Here is a 16892-nt window from a genome sequence, read left to right as displayed (position 1 = left end):
CCGGTGGGCCCGGGCGGGGAATGCCGCCACTGCCGCCCATCCCAGGACGGCTTCCGGCCATGGGCACACTGCCCCGGCTGGGTGTCCGTCCATCCGTGGGCGCGGCCATCTCCCCACTGCCGATGTTGCCGCTGCCGCTGCCCGAAGGCACCGGACGCGGGTGGCTTCCCGTCCCGCCGACGGCGGACGGCGCGAACTCCACCAGCCGGTCCCCCAGCGTGTCCCGGAAGAACTGGGCCACCGCCGCGGGCGACGAGTTGAGCCGGTGATGCGCCATCACCGCTTCGATTTCCTCGCGCAGCGCGGCGGCGGACGGCGTGCGGCGCGCCGGGTCCTTCACCAGCGCGCGGAGGACGAGGTCAGAGACGTCCTGCGGGATGTTCGGCTTGAGCTGCGAAGGGACTGGCGCGGGGTCCCGGACAATGGCTTGCAACGTCGCCGCGTCGTGGTCCCGGCGAAACGGGAGCGTGCCGGTGAGGAGTTCGAAGAGCACCACGCCCAACGCGAACACGTCGTTGCGCGCGTCCAGCGTGCGCCCGGACGCAGCCTCCGGGGAGATGTACGAAATCTTCCCCTTCAGCACGCCCGCCTGCGTGTGCTCCTCGCCCGCCACCTTGGCGATGCCGAAGTCACTCAGCTTGATGGCGCCGTCCAGCGAGATGAGGACGTTGTGCGGGCTGACGTCCCGGTGCACCACCGGGTGCGGCGTGCCCGCGGGGTCCACGTAGGCATGGGCGTAGTGAAGGCCCGCGGCCACCTCCGCGACGATGCGCAGCGCATGCTCCAGCGGGAGCGCCAGGCCCTTGCGCCGCAGCTCGATGACCAGCTTCTTCAGGTCCGGCCCGCGCACGTACTCCATGAGGATGTACGCGACGCCGTCGGACACGCCCACGTCGAACGTCTGCACGACGTTCGGGTGCGTCAGCCGCGCGTTGGCGCGGGCCTCCGCGAAGAGCATGTCGACGAACTCGGGGTTCTCCGCGAACTGCGGGAGAATCTTCTTCATCACCAGGAACTTCTCGAAGCCCTTCACGCCCACCTGCTTGGCGAGGAAGACCTCCGCCATGCCGCCCTGCCCCAGCCGCCGGATGATGGTCAGCTTGGTGCTGCCCAGCGAGTTGGAGATGTCCGTGGACGCGCCCTGGCGGGCCGCCGGGTCGATGTTCGTGGCGCCGAAGAGGTACTGACTGAGGGCGCGAGTCTCCAGCGCCTCCAGGTCCTCCAGCGGCCGGTCCGTCAGCTGCACCCGCGCCAGCAGCCCCTGGAGCTGGGGCATGTGGGGGACGCGCGCGTTGCCGCCGCAGATGGGGCACGGCACCTCCACGCCGGACGCCTGCGCCCGCAACCTGGCCAGGTAGTCCGCGGCCTGGAGGCGCTGGTGGCTCACCTGCCCGCAGTTGCGGCAGTCACACGGCAGCCACAGCGTGGCCAGCCGCACCGGCAACACCTTGGCCGAGCGCGCCAGCACCGCCAGCGCGGGCGGCGGAACCCGGCACAACACCACGTGCCCGCCCTGCGCCGCCGTCTCCAGCACCTGCTCCAGCTTCGGCAGGGCCTCCGGCTCCACCTTGCTGACGTGGCTGAAGTCGAACCCGACGCGGCCCTCCAGGCCCGACGCCAGCCGGCGCACGTTGAGGTCCCCCTTCAGCGCGCTGGCCAGGGTGATGTACGTGATGTCGTCCTGGATGATCTTCAGGTGCTGCGACAGCTCCGGCTGCTCCGCCGGCATGCTGGCGCGCAGGTAGCGCATGACGACCGGGTCCACCTGGCCGAATTGCTGCCGCCGCGCGTAGTCGAAGAACTCGCCCGGCAGGTCCGCGAACTCCAGCGGCCCCTGACACACGGGGCAGGAATGGTCGGGCGCGCGCTCCTCGGAGATGACCTGCGCCTCGTCCAGCAGGTTCACCAGCCGCAGGCGGTCCTCGTTGCAGGCGCGGCAGGTGTAGGGCGCCAGCACGGAGAGGACGCGGGCGACGCCGGCGAAGCCCTCCACCATGTTGAGCTGGTCCACGATGACGGGCGGCGCGTGGACCACGTAGAGGCCCAGGGCCCCCTGGGGCAGCTTGGCGGCGAACTCAATCCACCGCCGCACGCCGAAGGAGCTGATGCGCTCCACCTGCCCCAGGTCCACCACCAGCAGCCCGCTCATCTCCGGGCTGGCGGACGTCAGTGGGAATGTTTCGTCGATGACGCCGGAAATCCGGACGTGGGTAATCGTCCCCACGCGGAGCCGGCTGATGATGGCGTTGGAAACCTGGCTATCCACCGGCCCTGACCTCATTGAAGACAGAACAGCAGCGACTTGGGTTGTGTGGCGCGGCGGCGGGCCTCCCCCAGGTCCACCACGCACAGGACTCGTGACTCACGGCCAGCGGCCACACGGACGGCCACCACATCGCTGTGCTCCAGGATGCGCCGCAGTCCCAGCCCCGCCCCTCCTCCGGACGCATCCACCTGGACGCGCCCGCCCCACCCTCCTAGCGCCCGGGCGAAGGGCCCCGGACGCAGACCACCGAAGCGGTCCACGACTTCCAACCACATGCGGCCCTCTTCCACCACGAAGGACAGCTCGCACGCGTCCTCCGGCGCCACCTCGCGGACCTCGGAGCGGCGGTGCGCGTACCGGTGCTGGCCCTGCGCATCCACCGGCGCGTCCCACATCGCGTTGGCCGCCAGTTCGTGCACCACGTCGCCCACCAGCGCCGCCGCCGTGCGTGAACCCCGCGCCTGCGTGACGGCCTGCGCGGCGGCCTCACCGGTGGCGTTGATGTCCGCCACCGACTGAAGCCGGTGACGCGATGCCCCCGCGGGCAGCAGCGGCGCGCCGCGAAGCAGGTCCCCCAACAGGCGCACCTCCCACGCGGAGGGACGTCCGTCGGAGGCCCGTGTCGCCAGCAGCAGCGCGGGCGGCTCGCCGCGCAGCGCCTCCGCGTGCGCGGGCGTCAGCTTCCCGTCGAAGAGCACTAGGCGCCGGGGCCCCGAAGGCGACCCAGGCCCCTGGCAAAGCGCCATGCCGCCCTGTGCGAGGACGGGAGCCGCCTGCTCCACCAGCGCCGGAGAAAGCGTCTCATCTGCGATCAACAGGAGGCCGCCGGCCTCCAGGTGGGGGGCGGTACTCAAGGGCTAGTATCGAACCTTGACTTCGCTGAAGAACGACTGGGGCGGTGCTGGGAAACCGTGGGACTCCTCGTACTTCGCGTTGAAGAGGTTGGAGCCAAGGAACGACACGGAGATGCCGTCGTAGACGTTGAAGCCCACCCGCGCGCTGGCCGTGACGTAGCTGGGCAGCTGCACACGGGTGGTGGGCAGGCCCGTCGTCTCATCCACCTCGAAGCCCGGGTCATAACGTGAGCCCACCAGCAGCGCGTACAGCTCCACGAAGGCGACCTTGCCGATGTTGGTCCGGCCACGCGCGTAGATGCGATGGGCCGGCGCGTAGTCCAACGGTGACTGCGGGCCGTCGTCGTACGGCAGCGCCTTGGCGTCGAGGAACTGGTACGCGATGTCGAAGGACGAGTTGATGGACGGAATCTGCGCGGCCGCCTCCAGCTCGAAGCCCGCCACCCGCGCGTCGCCCAGGTTCTGGAACTGCGACACAGAGCCGAAGACGAGCTGCTGGTTGATGAAGTTCTTCGCCAGATTGTAGAAGCCCGTACCCGTCAGGCGCACCCTCCGATCGAAGGGCCAGAAATCCACTGATGCCTCGATGGTGTCCAGCGTCTCCGCGCGAAGGTTGGAGTTGCCCACCAGTGTGGCCGCGTACATCTGCTGGTTGATGGCCAGCTCCGCCAACGTGGGCGCACGGAAGGCGCGGCCGTAGTTGGTGCGCAGCGTCAGCAACTCCGGCACCGCGTGGAACACGACGCTGGCGCGCGGCGAAACCTGGTCCGTGCGGTTCTGCCAGACGCGCTCCGGAATCTGGTAGCGGTCGTAACGGGCACCTGCGCCGAACACCAGCCGGTTGAAGAGGCGGTACTCCGCGTCCACGAAGCCGCCCAGGATGGTCTGCCGCGTGTCGTCCATGCTCAGCTCGGGCAGGACGTTGGGCACGTTGACGGCGTCCGCCTTCAAGTCACCACCGAAGGTGACGTTGAGGTCGCCCACCGTCCACAGCGCGCGCGCCTCGCCGCCCAGCCGGCGCCGCTTGCCCAGCGCGCGGGTGGGGTCGCCGCCAAAGGCGTTCTCCATCAGCACGTCGCGGCGCTTGAAGAAGCCGTACGCCTGGCCGAAGAGGCGCAGGTTGTCGGTGACTTGCTGGTCCACCTGCGCGGACGCGTTGAAGTTCTGCACCGACTCGGAGTCGTTCGGCGTGTAGTGGCAGCGACCGCAGTTGCCCACGGTGGAGATGTGCGTGCCACCCGGGCGGCCAATCTCCGCGTCCGTGAAGTCCGCGTCCAGCGCCAGGGGCCCGATGCGCACCTTGCCGTTGACCTGGTGCACCAGCGAGTCCTGGTTGGTGTCCACCCGGCCCACGCGCGGGTCGTTGAAGAGCTGCGGGCCGTCCGAGCCGAAGCCGTAGTAGCCCAGCAGCGCCTCCACCGGACCGCCACGGCCCGCCACGGTGCCATGCAGACGCCACGTCTGGTCCTGGCCCGCCAGCACCCGGGCCTCGGCGCCCACGTTCTTGCCCTTCTCGATGAGGTCCGACGGCTGGCGCTGGATGACGTTGATGACGCCGCTGAAGGCGTTGGAGCCGTACAGCGAGGACCCCGGGCCGCGGATGACCTCCACCTGCTTGAGGTTCGTGAGCGGCGTGGTCTCGTCCGCGTAGAACTGGCCCGTCCACGGGTCCGTCAGCGGACGGCCGTCCTGGAGCAGCAGCAGTCGGTTGGACAGGTAGTTGGAGCCCAGGCCGCGCGCGCTCACCGCCGCCTTGCGCATGGAGCCCCGGCGGCACTCCATGCCGGGGAAGTACTGGATGGCCTCGCACAGCGTGAACTGGCCGGTGCCTTCCAGCTCGTCGGCCGGAATCCAGGACACCGTGAGGGGCACGTCGGAGATGCGCTGGTTGCGCTTGCCGGCGGTGGTCACCACCGCCTCGCTCAGCACGCGGTTGACGGACTCCTCCAGCGCGTCGGCGCCGTCCAGCGGGTCCACGCCCAGGCCCGCGAGCCCGGACTGCGGCGGCAAGGGGCGATCCAGGGTCGGCTCCGCGAAGGGCGCGCTGATGGGGATGTTCGACGCGGGCGCGGGCGGATGCGCGGGCAGCGTCGCGGTGGCCGGCGAAAGATGCGTCGGCGCGTCCGGCGGGTTGAAGTCCGCGCCGACCGGCGGCAGCGCCTGCGGTGAGGCGGGCTCGGCCGTCAGGGGCATGGCCGGCGTCAGGGGCGCGGCGGCCGGCGGCGTGGGCACGGGGGCCGGCGCGCTCGCGGGCGACGGCTCATCCGTGGCAGGCCCACCCCCCAGGACGGGAATCTCCGGCTCGGCCGTCGGGTCGTCCGCGTTCTCGACGGGCGGCTTCACGGGCTTCTTCGACTTCTTCGCCGTCTTCGCGGCGGGACGCGCGGAGGCCGCGGGCTTCACCACCCGCTTCCGGCGCTTCACCTTGGCGGGAGCCTCCGCCTCCGCGGCCGCCTGCGCCGCCGCGCTCGAAGGGACGGCGAGGGACAGCACGCACAGCATGATGGAAAGAGGCAGGCCGGCGCGCAGGGCGCGGCGACCGGCAACCGCCTTCGCCGCACCCAGCCGCGGCTCACCGAACAGAGTCGAGTGCATCGTTCTCACATCCAAGGGTGGAGCATGGACACCCGAGGTCCTGTACGTACGACCCGGAGACGGGCTCGGCGCCAGCGCTTGCGTCCGGGGGAACGCGGTTTCTCGGCTGGACACCAACGCCATCATTTTCAAGCTACCCCAGAGACAACGCCGGGCCAAGTCGCTGGCTCTCATTCTCTAGAAACTCGGGAAAGGCTCAGTCGTCCGGCTGTTCCGCGGAGACGGCGAGGTCTCCAACGAAGGACGGAAGCGCGGGGCCCAGCTCCTCCGAGCGCACCAGCACCTCGGCCTCCACGTGAAGCTCCGCCCCTTCCGCCAGCACGGGCTGACGCCGCGGCGGGCCGCGTGTGACGAGCTTGCTGAACTCGTCGAAGTCCTTGTCCTGGAGCCGCGCGAAGGCATCGAAGGGCGCCACCGCGCCCACCTTCCCCAGCGCGCCGGTGAGCGCGGCCTCGTGGTTGCGCAGGTCCACCAGCACGGCCCCCGGCACCCGGCCACTGCGGAAGAGCACGCGCACATCCTTGCCCTTCGGCACGTGCGCCAGCGGGACGAGCGCCGCCTCCGCGCCCTTGGCCTCCAGCATCTTCAGCGCGGACTCCACGTTCGGCACGGGGGCCAGCTTGAAGTGCTTCTGGGCGTCCAGGTCGCCACCGAGCACGACGTGGGTGACGAACTTCGGGTCCGCCGGGCCCGCGCCCTTCACGTGCGCCAGGCGCTTGCCGGCGAGGTCCTTCACCGCGCCGCGCTGCAACGCGACGATGGCCCAGCGCTGCTGCGTGTCACCCGCGCGCGAGGCCCAGGCCACCGGCTTCGCCTTCGCGCCCAGTTGCACCGCGGCCCACGCGTCCACCACCGCGAAGTCCACCATCCCGCCCGCCACCGCGCGGGAGAAGTCCTCGTAGCGGCCGAAGCTCTTGGCGGCCACGGGCGTGTCCAGGGTCTCCGTCAGCCGCGCGGCCAGGGCCTCCGCGTACTCGAAGCGCTCCTGGCCATCCGCGAGCGTGGTGGCGAGGAAGACCCCCAGCGTGGCCTTCTTCGGCGCCGCGAACGCGGAGCTGGCCGTCAGGGTGCAGGCCAGCATGAGGCCAGCCAGGAGAATGCGAGGTGACGTCTTCATGGGGTCTCCTCCGCGGCGGCGTCCGCGGGCGCGCCCGAGGCGGGCTCGGTCAGGCCGTGCAGACTCTGCAGGCGTTCCTTCCACTCACGCACCTGCGCCATGCGCGGGCCGCTGCCGCCGGCCAGGTAGCGGCGCCAGGCCTCCACGGCCTCCCCCGCGTCCTTGCGGCGCTCCTGCGCGTCGATGCCCAGGTTGAGCGCGGCCACCGGCACGCTCGACTCCAGCCGGCGCCACGTCTCCACGGCGTCGGTCGTGCGGCCCTTGCGCCAGTCGACGCAGGCCAGGTTGTGCTGCACCTGCGTGTCGTCCGGGTTGCCGGCGAGCGCGGCCTTGAAGGCCTTCTCCGCCACCCTCATGTTGCCGGCATTGTACGCCTGGGATGCCTCGCGCCGGTGGAGCGCGCCCGTCATCGCCGTGAGCCACCTGGGCTGTCCAGGCATCGGCTTCTTCGCCGCCGCGGTCAGCTGCTTGCGCGCGGCGGGCACCTGCCCCTTCTTGTAGAGCACGAAGGCGGTGGCCAGCGCGCGCGTGTTGGGCCAGGCCCAGGGCTGCGTGGACGCCAGGGCCTTGGTGATGGCCGCGCTCGCCTCCGCGTGGCGTCCCGACTCCGCGCGCGCCAGGCCGCGGACGAACTGGGCCAGCCGCACCAGCTCCTTGCGGTTGCCCGTGCCCAGCTTGTCCACCAGGTCCAAATCCCGCTCGGCGGCTTCGGCGTCTCCGGCCTCCAGGCGCACCAGCGCCCGGCGCACCAGCACGCGCGGAAGGTTGGCGCCCGCCACCTGCGCCGCGGCGCGCGACGGGCCCACCGCGGTGAGGCGCTGCACCGCCGCGTCCACCTGCCCCAGCTCCACCTCGGCCAGCGCGGCGCCGACGGAGGCCTCCGCCTGTTCGTCGGGCTCCTCCGTCTGGGTGGCCGCGCGGTTGAAGGCCTCCAGCGCCGCCTGGGCGTCGTTCGTGGCCAGCCGCGCGTACCCCAGCAGCAGGCTGTCACGCCACGCTGCGCCGGGCAGCGTCACGCCCTGCTCCATCACCTTGCGCGCGTCCGCGTAGGCGCGCGTCTCCAGCAGCGCGGCGCCCAGCCGGCGCGCCATGGGTGCGCCCCGGTCCAGGTCGTACGCGCGGCGCAAGTCCCGGACGGCGTCCTCCAGCCGTCCCGTTCCCGCCCTGTCCCGCGCCCGGTGCGCCAGGGCCCGGGCCAGCCACTGCTTCGCCCCGGCGTGGTCCGGCTCCACCTGCAGCGCGTTGGCGTAGTCCTCGATGGCCTGGTCCCACTGGCCGGTGGCGAAGTGGTCCGCGCCCAGCAGCACGTAGCCCAGGGCCTGACGCGGCGCCATCTCCACCACGCGCCGGTGCACCTCCACCGCGCGCTGGAAGCGGCCCGCGCGCCGGTTCACCGAGCCCAGGTTGGCCCACAGCTCCAGGCTGTTGGCGCCCGCGCGCACCGCGCCCTCCAGGAACTGGATGGCCTCCTCGTGCCGGCCCTGTGCCTGGAGCGCCTTGCCCACCGCCATCTGCCCCAGCACCAGGCCCGGCTGGAGCTGAAGCACCTTGCGGTACTCCGCCTCCGCGGCGGCCGCGTTCTTCTGGGCGAAGCGCACGTCCCCCAGCAGCAGGTGCGCCGCGGGTGAGCTGCCCAGCTTCACCACCGCCTGGGCCTGCGCGTCCGCCTTCGCGACGTCCCCCGCGCCCAGGTACAGGCGGGCCAGCTTCTCGCGCGCATCACCCGCCTGCGGGAAGCGCGTGGTGACGCCCTCCAGCAGCGTGCGCGCCTCCACCGCCCTGCCCTCCAGCTCCAGCACCTGCGCCAGGCCCAACTGCACCGAGGCCGACTCTGGCCTGCCCGCCTGCGCCTGCTGGAAGGACGCGCGCGCCGCCGCGGCATCCCGGCGCAGCACGTGCGCGCGGCCCAGCAGCTCGTGAATCTGGAAGTCGTTGGGCGCCAGGGCCTGCGGACGCAGCGCCAGGTAGCGCTTCAGCCGCGCGGCCGCCGCGTCTCCCTGCTGGACGTAGAGGTAGTAGCTGGCCAGGTAGTAATGAACGATGAGGTGTTCGGCCTTGTCGGCCGAGGCCACCCGCTCCATCAGCGGCACGGCCTCCGGGAAGCGGCGCAGCTTGAAGTACGCCACGCTCACCGGATAGGCCAGGGCCAGCTCCGCGGGGTTCGCCGTCAGCACCGGCTGTACCCGGTCCACGGTGCGCTGCCAGTCATTGAGCGCGTTGGCGCTGGCCCCCAGGCCGGCGGCGGCGGCCACCGAGCCAGGCTCGGCGGCCAGCGCCTGGTCGAAGAGGGCCAGGGCCTTGCGGTACTTCTCCTCGGCCTCCTTCTTGTCGCCCGAGGCGCTGGCGGCGCTGGCGGCCACCTGCGCCGCCTCGCCGTCCCGCACCAGCCGCTGGGATTCGGACATGGGGGGCGGGCGGTACTGGGCCAGCGCGGGCGGGCCGCACAGGGAGGTCAGCAGCGCGAGCGCCGGCGTGAGACGGCGCGACCGAGGATGTCGTGGGGAGCGTCGCATGCGTGAGGAGTCCCAGAAGGAAGTCAGGCGGCGGGGCTGAACTCGGCCACGACGACGGTGATGTCGTCCCGCTGCGGCTGGCCGGCGCTGAAGGCGCGAGCGTCCGCCAGCACCGCGTCACGCAGCGCCTCCGCGGACAGGTGGGCGTGCGCCTGGACCGCGGCGGCCAGACGCTGGGTGCCGTAGAGCTTGCCCGCGTTGTCGCGCGCCTCGGTGAGGCCGTCCGTGTACCAGACCACCACGTCCCCGGGCCGCAGCTGTGCCTGGCGCGAGGTGAACTCGGACTCGACGGAGGCCCCCAGCAGCGGGCCGCGCGCGGGCAGCGATGCAATCTGACCGCTGCGCTTGTTGAACACCAGCGGACTGGGGTGCGCGCCCGCCGCGTAGTCGATGTAGCCATTGGACACGTCGATGACGGCCAGCGCGCTGGACATCTGGTGCTCACCCCGGCCCACGTTGGCCAGCGTCACGTTGAGGGCGGTGATGAGCATCTGCGCGTTGACCTGCGACGGCTCGCGCAGCGTCATCGCCGAGGCGAAGCCGCTGGTGGCGCTGGTGGCCACCAGCGACGTGGACAGGCCGTGGCCCGTCACGTCGCCAATGCCAATGACGATGCGCCGGTCATCCAATGCGGCCCGGAACCACCAGTCGCCGCCGCACGCGTCCGCGGTGACGACCAGGCCGGCGATGCGCAGCGGCCCCACCTGCACGCCCTCGCGCCCCGGCAGCAGCGTCTCCTGCACGGTGCGCGCGAGCGACACCTCGCGCTCCAGCTGCGCCTTGGCCCGCACGTCCTCCAGCAACACCTTGATGCGCTCGGCCATGTGGTTGAACACCACGCCCAGCGTCACCACCTCGCGGCCCGCGCCCTGCGCCGTTCCCGCTCGCGCGCTCAGGTTGCCGGCGGCCAGCTGCATCACCTTGCCGGTCAGCATGCCCAGCGGCCGGGTGATGCGCCGGCTCTGGTAGGCCACCAGCACGCCCGCGAGCACCACGAAGCCCAGCCCCAGCCCCAGCATGCGCAGCGTGGTGGCGCGCACCGTGGCGCGCTTGTCCTGCTCCAGCGACGCCAGCTGCTTCTGCAGCCCGCCCAGCGAGTAGCTGATGACGACCAGCCCCTTGCCGCTGCTGGAGCCGTAGTCGATGGGCTCCTGGATTTCGGAGATGGGCTGCCCCCGGTAGAAGGCGCTCACCAGCCGGCGCTCGGCGCGGCGGACCGGCGCGACGTCCTCTTTGTCCTCGCTGGCGCCTTCGCTGTCCGCCATCCGGACTCCGTCCGGGTCGAAAATCTGCACCCGGAGGATGTTGGGGTTCGTCTTGACGATGGAGCCCGCCACCTCTTCGAGGAAGGCGTAGTTGTTGTCGCGCAGGTTGGTGGCGGAGGTGAGCGCGATGGTCTGCCCCACCGTCTGGCCCAGCTCGCGCGCCTGCTCCTGGATGCGCTCCTTGGAGACGAGCGCCGTCTCCTCGAACTGGGACTTGGTGGAGGCCACCGACAGCGCCGCCAGCAAGCCCACGATGAGCACCACCAGGACACCGGTGGTGAGCAGGAGAATCTGGTCCAGCCGGAGGCCCTTGATCTGGGCCACGTTGGGCAGCTCGCCCGCCTCCAGTGGCGCGATGAGGGTGCGGGTGCCCCCCTCCGCCAGCCCCAAGGGGCCCGTCAGGCGCGTGGCGGTGGACTCCCGCGCGCCGGTGGCTTCCTGGGTGCCTGTCCGCTCGGACGGCGGGAGCGCGGCGTCATCCGGGAACTCGTCGGACGCGGGCGCGGACTTCAGTCGCGTATTCGTACTGGACAAGGGCGGGCCGGGGTGGGGACGCGCGGGGGCGCGCGGGGAAACAGGGGTGTTTCGAGACTCTATCTCACTTCTCGTGCTTCGCGAGGCCCTGTCCCCACATCCACGCCGCGCCGGGGAAGACGCCACGGCTGGCATGTCACTGAAGCCATGTCATGCCAATGTCATGGCCTGCTTGGAGCCCCGCGTCATTCACCCGGGGTCCGCCGCGCCTCCTCCCCTTCGCCGGGCGCGGTGCGGGGGTGCCCGTTACAGTCGGATGTCCATGCGGCCCCACTTCCACGTGGCCGGCTTTCCCGTCCGGCTCCATCCGCTCTTCTTCGTCGTCGCATTGATGACGGGCTGGACGCTCATCTCCGAGCCCTCGAGGCTCGCGTTGTGGGTGGGCATCGTCTTCGTGTCGGTGCTGCTCCATGAACTGGGGCATGCGCTGGCCTTCCGCCGCTACGGCTGTCGCGCTCGAATCGAGCTGCATGGCATGGGCGGCACCACCCAGACCCACGACGCCGCGCACCTCACTCACACGCAGTCAGCCTTCGTGAGCTTCGCCGGGCCGGGCATCGGCTTCCTGGCGGGAGGGCTCATCTGGGGCCTGTCACAGCTCGTCCCCCTGGGTGAGCCGGGCGGACTGGCGGACCAGGGCGTGCGGCAGTTCCTGTGGGTCAACATCGGCTGGGGGCTCTTCAACCTGCTGCCCATGCAGCCGCTGGACGGTGGACATCTGCTGGCGGACCTGGTGCGCGCCCGCAGCGGCTACCGCCACGAACGGGCGGTGCTCGGCGTGGGCATCGCCACGGCGGTGGTGGTGCTGGGGCTGGCCATCGGGTCGAAGCAGCTGTGGATGGGGATGCTGGCGATGGTGCTGGGGGTGATGAACCTCGAGCAGCTCCGCCGCACGCCGAAGCAGCGCCCCGCCGAACGGCGGTTCGTCCTCCCCCGCGCGGTCCGCAAGCCCCAGGCGGCACCGGCGGACGCCATTTCCATCGAACAGTTGATGGACGAGCTGCGCGGAGCGCCCCGCCCCACGGGCGCGGCCGACGCGGATGCGGATGATGACCTGGAGGGCCCTCACGACCCGGCCCTGGTGGGCGAGATGCTCCTGGACAACGGGCTGCCGGAGCTGGCCGTGGGCTCGCTCCAATCCGCCTTCACGCAGGCACCCCTGCCGCGCACCGGCCATGCCCTGGTGCTGGCGCTGCTGCACACCGGGCGGCTCCAGGAGCTGGCCTCGCTGCTGGACAGCTCGCACGCCCGGCAGCTGTCCGAGGACACCCTGGCCCTCATCTCCGAGCACGCCGGGGCGGCCCGCGAGGCCACACTCACCGAGCGAATTACCGCGCTGCGGCACGGGCGGACTCCTGTCACGGATGAGCCCCGCTGATTGCCGCGCCGCGCCAGAAGGTGCTCTCCGCCTGACGTCCCGACCGGCCCCCCATCAACTGCCTTGAGCGGGAAGCACGTATCCGGGTTATAGGGGCGTCCCCTCCAGCCAGAGGAAGGTCGCGCGTGTCTCGTCCCCGACTCATCAAAGAATCCTCAGAAGCGTCCGCGCCGCTCGAGCGGGAGCTGCTGGTCCGCATCCATGACCTCATGGTGAAGACGCGCGTCCTCGAGGAGCGCCTCATCCAGATGTACAAGCAGGGCCACGGATACTTCTGGATTGGCGGCCCCGGCGAGGAGGCGTTCAACGTCTCCCTGGGCCTGCTCATGAAGAAGGGCCAGGGCCCCGACTTCGACTATCTGCATGCGCACTATCGGCAATCCGGCACCCTGCTCGCGCTGGGTGAGGAGCCCATCGGCTCCCTGCGGCAGATGAAGAACACGGCCACGGACCCGTATTCGGGCGGCCGCAACTTCGCGGGCCACTACTCCGCCCGGAAGTACAACGTGGCGCCGGTGTCCTCGCCCATCGAGGTCCAGTACGCCATCGCCCCGGGCACGGCCATGGTGCAGAAGCGCCACGGTGGTGACGGCATCACCATCGTCACCGGTGGTGACGCCGGCACGGCCGAGGGCGATTTCGCCTCGTGCCTGGTGTGGAGCAGCCGCCCCGTCAACCCGCTGCCCATCCTCATCATCGTCACCAACAACAAGTGGGGCATCTCCACGGCGGCGGAGGGCCAGCACGGCGAGCAGCGCATCAGCGACCGCGGCAAGGCCTTTGGCATCCGCAGCAAGACCATCAACGGCAACGACGCCGTGGAGGCCTACACCGAGCTGCGCGAGGCCATGACCTACGTGCGCACGGAGCGCAAGCCCTTCCTCCTGGAGGCCAACGTGTCGCGCCTCTACGGCCACTCGTCCGCCTCCGGAGCCAACTACGTGGGCAACGAGGTCGACTGCCTCACGGAGTTCGAAGCGAAGCTGGAGAAGGACGGCGTCCTGACGCGAGAGCAGATGGACGCGCTGCGCAACCGCTACACCGAGGAGATGGCCGCCGCCGCCCGACAGGTGCGCGACGAGCCACAGCCCGACCCCGAATCCATCTGGAAGCACATCTACGCGGAGGACAAGTAACCCATGGCGAACATGGCACAGGCCATCCGCATGGCCCTGCACTACGCCGAGGAGCACCTGGGCGTCACCGACATCTTCGGCGAGGACGTGGGCGCCCCCCTGGGCGGCGTCTTCACCTGCACGCAGGGCCTGAAGACGACGTGGAACTCGCCCCTGGACGAGCGCGGCATCATCGGCGCGGCCATGGGCATCGCCATGGCCGGCGGACGGCCGGTGGCGGAGATCCAGTTCTGCGACTACGTCTACAACACCATCGACCTGCTGAAGCTGGCGGGCAACACCTGCTGGTCCACCTTCGGTGACTGGAACCTGCCCATGGTGGTGCGCACGCCGGTGGGCAGCGGCATCCGCGGGTCCATCTACCACTCGCACTCGTTCGACGCGACGATGACCCACATCGCCGGGTGGAAGGTGGTCATGCCCTCCACTCCGCTGGACGCGTACGGGCTGCTCATCACCGCGTGCCAGGAGAAGAACCCCGTCATGTTCCTGGAGCCCAAGGCGCTCCTGCGCGTGAAGGGCGAGGAGCGGATTCCGGGCGAGCCGGAGGACGACCGCGCGCTGTCGAAGCTCATCGACGCGCCGCTGGGAGACCGCTCCCAGTGGAAGCCGCAGTGGCCCGCGGGTCTGGAGGCGTACGCGGTGCCCTTCGGCAAGGGCAAGATCGTGCGCGAGGGCACGCAGCTCACCGTCGTGAGCTACGGCCGCACCCTGCCCCTGTGCACGAAGGCCGCGGAGACGCTGGCCGCGGACGGCATCAGCGCGGAGGTCATCGACCTGCGCTCGCTGTGGCCGTACGACTGGGAGCTCATCAAGGCCTCCGTCCAGAAGACGGGCCGCGTCCTCTTCGTCAACGAGGACACCGAGGTGACGAACTTCGGAGAGCACCTGGTGCGCCGCACGGTGGAGGAGCTGTTCTACTCGCTGCTGGCCCCGCCGCGGCTGCTGGCCGGCAAGTTCCTGCCGGGCATCGGCCTGGCGGACGCGCTGGAGATGGCGTCGGTGCCGCAACTGGGTGACATCACCACCGCCATCCGGTCGCTCGCGGGCGAGCAGCCGTAAGCGCGGCACCCACAATCCCCTGCCCGTGAGCCCCTTGTCTCACGAGCGAAGCACCCCGGGCCGCCATTCCTCTTTGGAGGGATGGCGGCCCATTCGTTAGACTCCAAGGGCTTTGTCACAGCCAATCTTCCGGACAGCCACTCCCGTCGCTGGCGCTGATGCGCCGGCCTTCCGTATCCGCCGCGCCCGCCGGGGTGACGCCGAAGCCATGGCGTCACTCCTCAAGGAGCTGGGCTACCCCCAGGGGACGGACCAGCAGACGGTCCACTGGGTCGTCAGCCATCCGGAGATTGAAATCTTCGTGGCCGGCGACCCGCAGGACCGGCCCGTGGGCATGGTGTCCTTCTCCCACCGTCCCCAGCTCCGGCTGCGCGGACGCGTGGGCACCATCGACGAATTGGTGGTGACGGAGACCTGGCGTCGTCGCGGCGTGGGCCGCGCGCTCATCCGGCAGATTCTGGAGCGCTGCAAGGTGCTGAGCGCGAAGCAGCTCCAGCTCGTCTCCCCCATGACGACGACGCCGGAGACGCGCAACTTCTATACGGCGTGTGGCTTCTCCGAAATCGACTCGGGCGTGTTCCGCCACGTCGATACGGAATCCCAGCGCTGACCGCGGCGAGGCGGCGGGCACCAACATTCGCGGTGCCCCCGTCCGCTATCGCTTGAAGCTGTCCACCACGCGCTGAAGCCGGGCCCGGTCCTCGTCGCTCATGTCCGTGAAGCGCACGCCAATGGCCTCGGCCTCGTCGCGCACCCAGGCGATGACGCCGGTGAGGTGGAACTCCTCGCCTTCAATGACCATGGACAGCCGGACGTGGGCGCCCACGTCGTAGGACTTCCGCGTCAGCAGGCACAGGCCGCCCGCGGAGAGGTTGATGGAGTACGCACGCAGCGCCCGCGCCGCGTCCTGCGTCTGGTTGAAGCGAACCTCGAACCGCGCCGCCACGCGCTCATCCGCCCGCCGGTTCGCGTATGCGGCAGGATCCCCGTTCTCCATGTCATCCGCCGCCTTGGTTGTCATACGCACCCGATAGCCCCCACGTTCGACGCTCCTGGCGAACACCACGCTGCTTCCCACACCCACAGTCCCACAGGGTGACGCGCCAGGCCAACCTCCATGCCCCGGGCGTCAGCCAAGTGTCCGCTGCTTTCCACGCCTGATTCAAGAGGCCCCCTCTATCGAATTCGGGTGCCTATGTCCTCGGGGACTTCCCCGGGAGCGCTCTGGAATGCGTGTGAACCGCCTCTATGTGTTGACTGGAACCCTGGCTTTGGCCCTCTGGGCCGCGGCCTGCAACGGCGGCAACGGACCGGGCCCCGGCGGCCAGGAGGACGCGGGCACCGATGGAGGCGGAACGCCCACCGGAGACGGGGGTGGGCCGGACGCGGACGGCGGCGCGCGGGACTTCGCCTGCAACGTGGCGCGGCAGGAAGGCTGTCCCGACGGCCAGGGCTGCTACTTCGCGGACCTGGCGGACGGCGGCACTGGCAGCCGCTGCTTCGAAGCGGAGTGCGACGTGGTGGCCCAGGACTGCGCCCAGGAGCAGCGCTGCACGTATACGATGGAGAATGGCGTCACCCAGCGGCGCTGCGTGGCCCCGGGCACCGCGGACGAAGGCGCGCCCTGCACGCTGGCGCCCGGTGATGGGGGCCTGGCCTACGACACCTGCCGGCAAGGCTTGTTCTGCCGCGAGGCGCCTGACGGCGCAGGAAGTGGCTTCACTTGCCAGCGCCTGTGCCATGCCACGACCCAATGTGGGAACGCGAGCGAGTGCAACACCGTGCTCCGCCTGGAAGGCACCGACGAGCTGCCGCTGGTCTGCGGCCCGCCGTCCAGGGCGTGCACGCCCTTTGGCGATGACTGCGAGGCGCCACTCAGCTGCTACCCGTCCACGTCAGGCCCGCTGTGTGCGGGCAGCGGCAATCGGGCGGAGGGGCAGTCGTGCGACTTCAGCAATCAATGCGCACCGGGGAGCGCGTGTGTGAATGCGGGAGGCGGCCTCACCTGCCGCCCGCTCTGTCAGCCCGGTGGCACGCCCGCCTGCTCCACGGGCAGTTGCCGGGCACTGGATGGCAACCCAGGCGTGGGGGCTTGCGTCCCCTAGATAGCCGGCCGGTCGCTGTGGCGGGCGGGCAGGCAGACGAGGCTTCAGAGAGGGAGGGTTCCCAGAC

Annotated in this window: 12 protein-coding genes; 5 read left to right on the top strand and 7 right to left on the bottom strand. The window is 70.8% G+C overall.

Annotated features, from left to right (window positions below):
* From HNV26_RS17285 to HNV26_RS17260, 6 genes are all read right to left on the bottom strand, one after another.
* A partial coding sequence (locus tag HNV26_RS17285; protein ID WP_171452832.1) for a serine/threonine-protein kinase occupies positions 1-2266 on the bottom strand: 2266 nt, incomplete at its 3' end.
* Positions 2267-2277: 11 nt separating this feature from the next.
* Positions 2278-3120: a hypothetical protein gene (locus tag HNV26_RS17280; protein WP_171445242.1), complete on the bottom strand. Its 843-nt coding sequence runs from the start codon at positions 3118-3120 to the stop codon at positions 2278-2280.
* 3 nt (positions 3121-3123) lie between these two features.
* Positions 3124-5889: a TonB-dependent receptor plug domain-containing protein gene (locus tag HNV26_RS17275; RefSeq protein ID WP_171445243.1), complete on the bottom strand. Its 2766-nt coding sequence runs from the start codon at positions 5887-5889 to the stop codon at positions 3124-3126.
* 22 nt (positions 5890-5911) lie between these two features.
* Positions 5912-6832 carry a PhnD/SsuA/transferrin family substrate-binding protein gene (locus HNV26_RS17270; protein ID WP_171445244.1) on the bottom strand — a complete coding sequence of 307 codons (921 nt, stop codon included), beginning with the start codon at positions 6830-6832 and terminating at the stop codon, positions 5912-5914.
* On the bottom strand, positions 6829-9345 hold the full coding sequence (locus tag HNV26_RS17265) for a tetratricopeptide repeat protein (RefSeq protein ID WP_171445245.1): 2517 nt from the start codon (positions 9343-9345) through the stop codon (positions 6829-6831). Before HNV26_RS17265 ends, HNV26_RS17270 begins: the two co-directional genes overlap by 4 nt.
* Positions 9346-9368: 23 nt before the next feature.
* Positions 9369-11144, bottom strand: a complete 1776-nt coding sequence (locus HNV26_RS17260) for a PP2C family protein-serine/threonine phosphatase (RefSeq protein ID WP_171445246.1) — start codon at positions 11142-11144, stop codon at positions 9369-9371.
* 262 nt (positions 11145-11406) lie between these two features.
* Here HNV26_RS17260 and HNV26_RS17255 point away from each other — a divergent pair, with 262 nt between their 5' ends.
* From HNV26_RS17255 to HNV26_RS17240, 4 genes are all read left to right on the top strand, one after another.
* A complete protein-coding gene (locus HNV26_RS17255; protein WP_253816705.1) occupies positions 11407-12522 on the top strand; it encodes a M50 family metallopeptidase in 1116 nt (371 codons plus the stop codon).
* A 125-nt stretch (positions 12523-12647) separates the two neighbouring features.
* Positions 12648-13658 carry a thiamine pyrophosphate-dependent dehydrogenase E1 component subunit alpha gene (locus tag HNV26_RS17250; RefSeq protein WP_171439544.1) on the top strand — a complete coding sequence of 337 codons (1011 nt, stop codon included), beginning with the start codon at positions 12648-12650 and terminating at the stop codon, positions 13656-13658.
* A 3-nt stretch (positions 13659-13661) separates the two neighbouring features.
* Positions 13662-14720 carry an alpha-ketoacid dehydrogenase subunit beta gene (locus tag HNV26_RS17245; protein ID WP_171439545.1) on the top strand — a complete coding sequence of 353 codons (1059 nt, stop codon included), beginning with the start codon at positions 13662-13664 and terminating at the stop codon, positions 14718-14720.
* A gap of 208 nt (positions 14721-14928) precedes the next feature.
* A complete protein-coding gene (locus tag HNV26_RS17240) occupies positions 14929-15330 on the top strand; it encodes a GNAT family N-acetyltransferase (protein ID WP_237078582.1) in 402 nt (133 codons plus the stop codon).
* A 45-nt stretch (positions 15331-15375) separates the two neighbouring features.
* Here HNV26_RS17240 and HNV26_RS17235 read toward each other — a convergent pair whose 3' ends face one another.
* Positions 15376-15741: a TIGR02266 family protein gene (locus tag HNV26_RS17235; RefSeq protein WP_216612433.1), complete on the bottom strand. Its 366-nt coding sequence runs from the start codon at positions 15739-15741 to the stop codon at positions 15376-15378.
* A 208-nt stretch (positions 15742-15949) separates the two neighbouring features.
* Between HNV26_RS17235 and HNV26_RS17230 the strand changes: the two genes are divergently transcribed.
* Entirely contained in the window at positions 15950-16825 is an 876-nt protein-coding gene (locus tag HNV26_RS17230) for a hypothetical protein (RefSeq protein WP_171439547.1), read from the top strand.
* Positions 16826-16892: the final 67 nt, after the last annotated feature.

The organism is Myxococcus xanthus (assembly GCF_013116825.1).
Lineage (GTDB): Bacteria > Myxococcota > Myxococcia > Myxococcales > Myxococcaceae > Myxococcus > Myxococcus xanthus_B.
The sequence above is the reverse complement of the archived record's forward strand: the minus strand, read 5'-3'. Positions and strand labels throughout refer to the sequence as shown.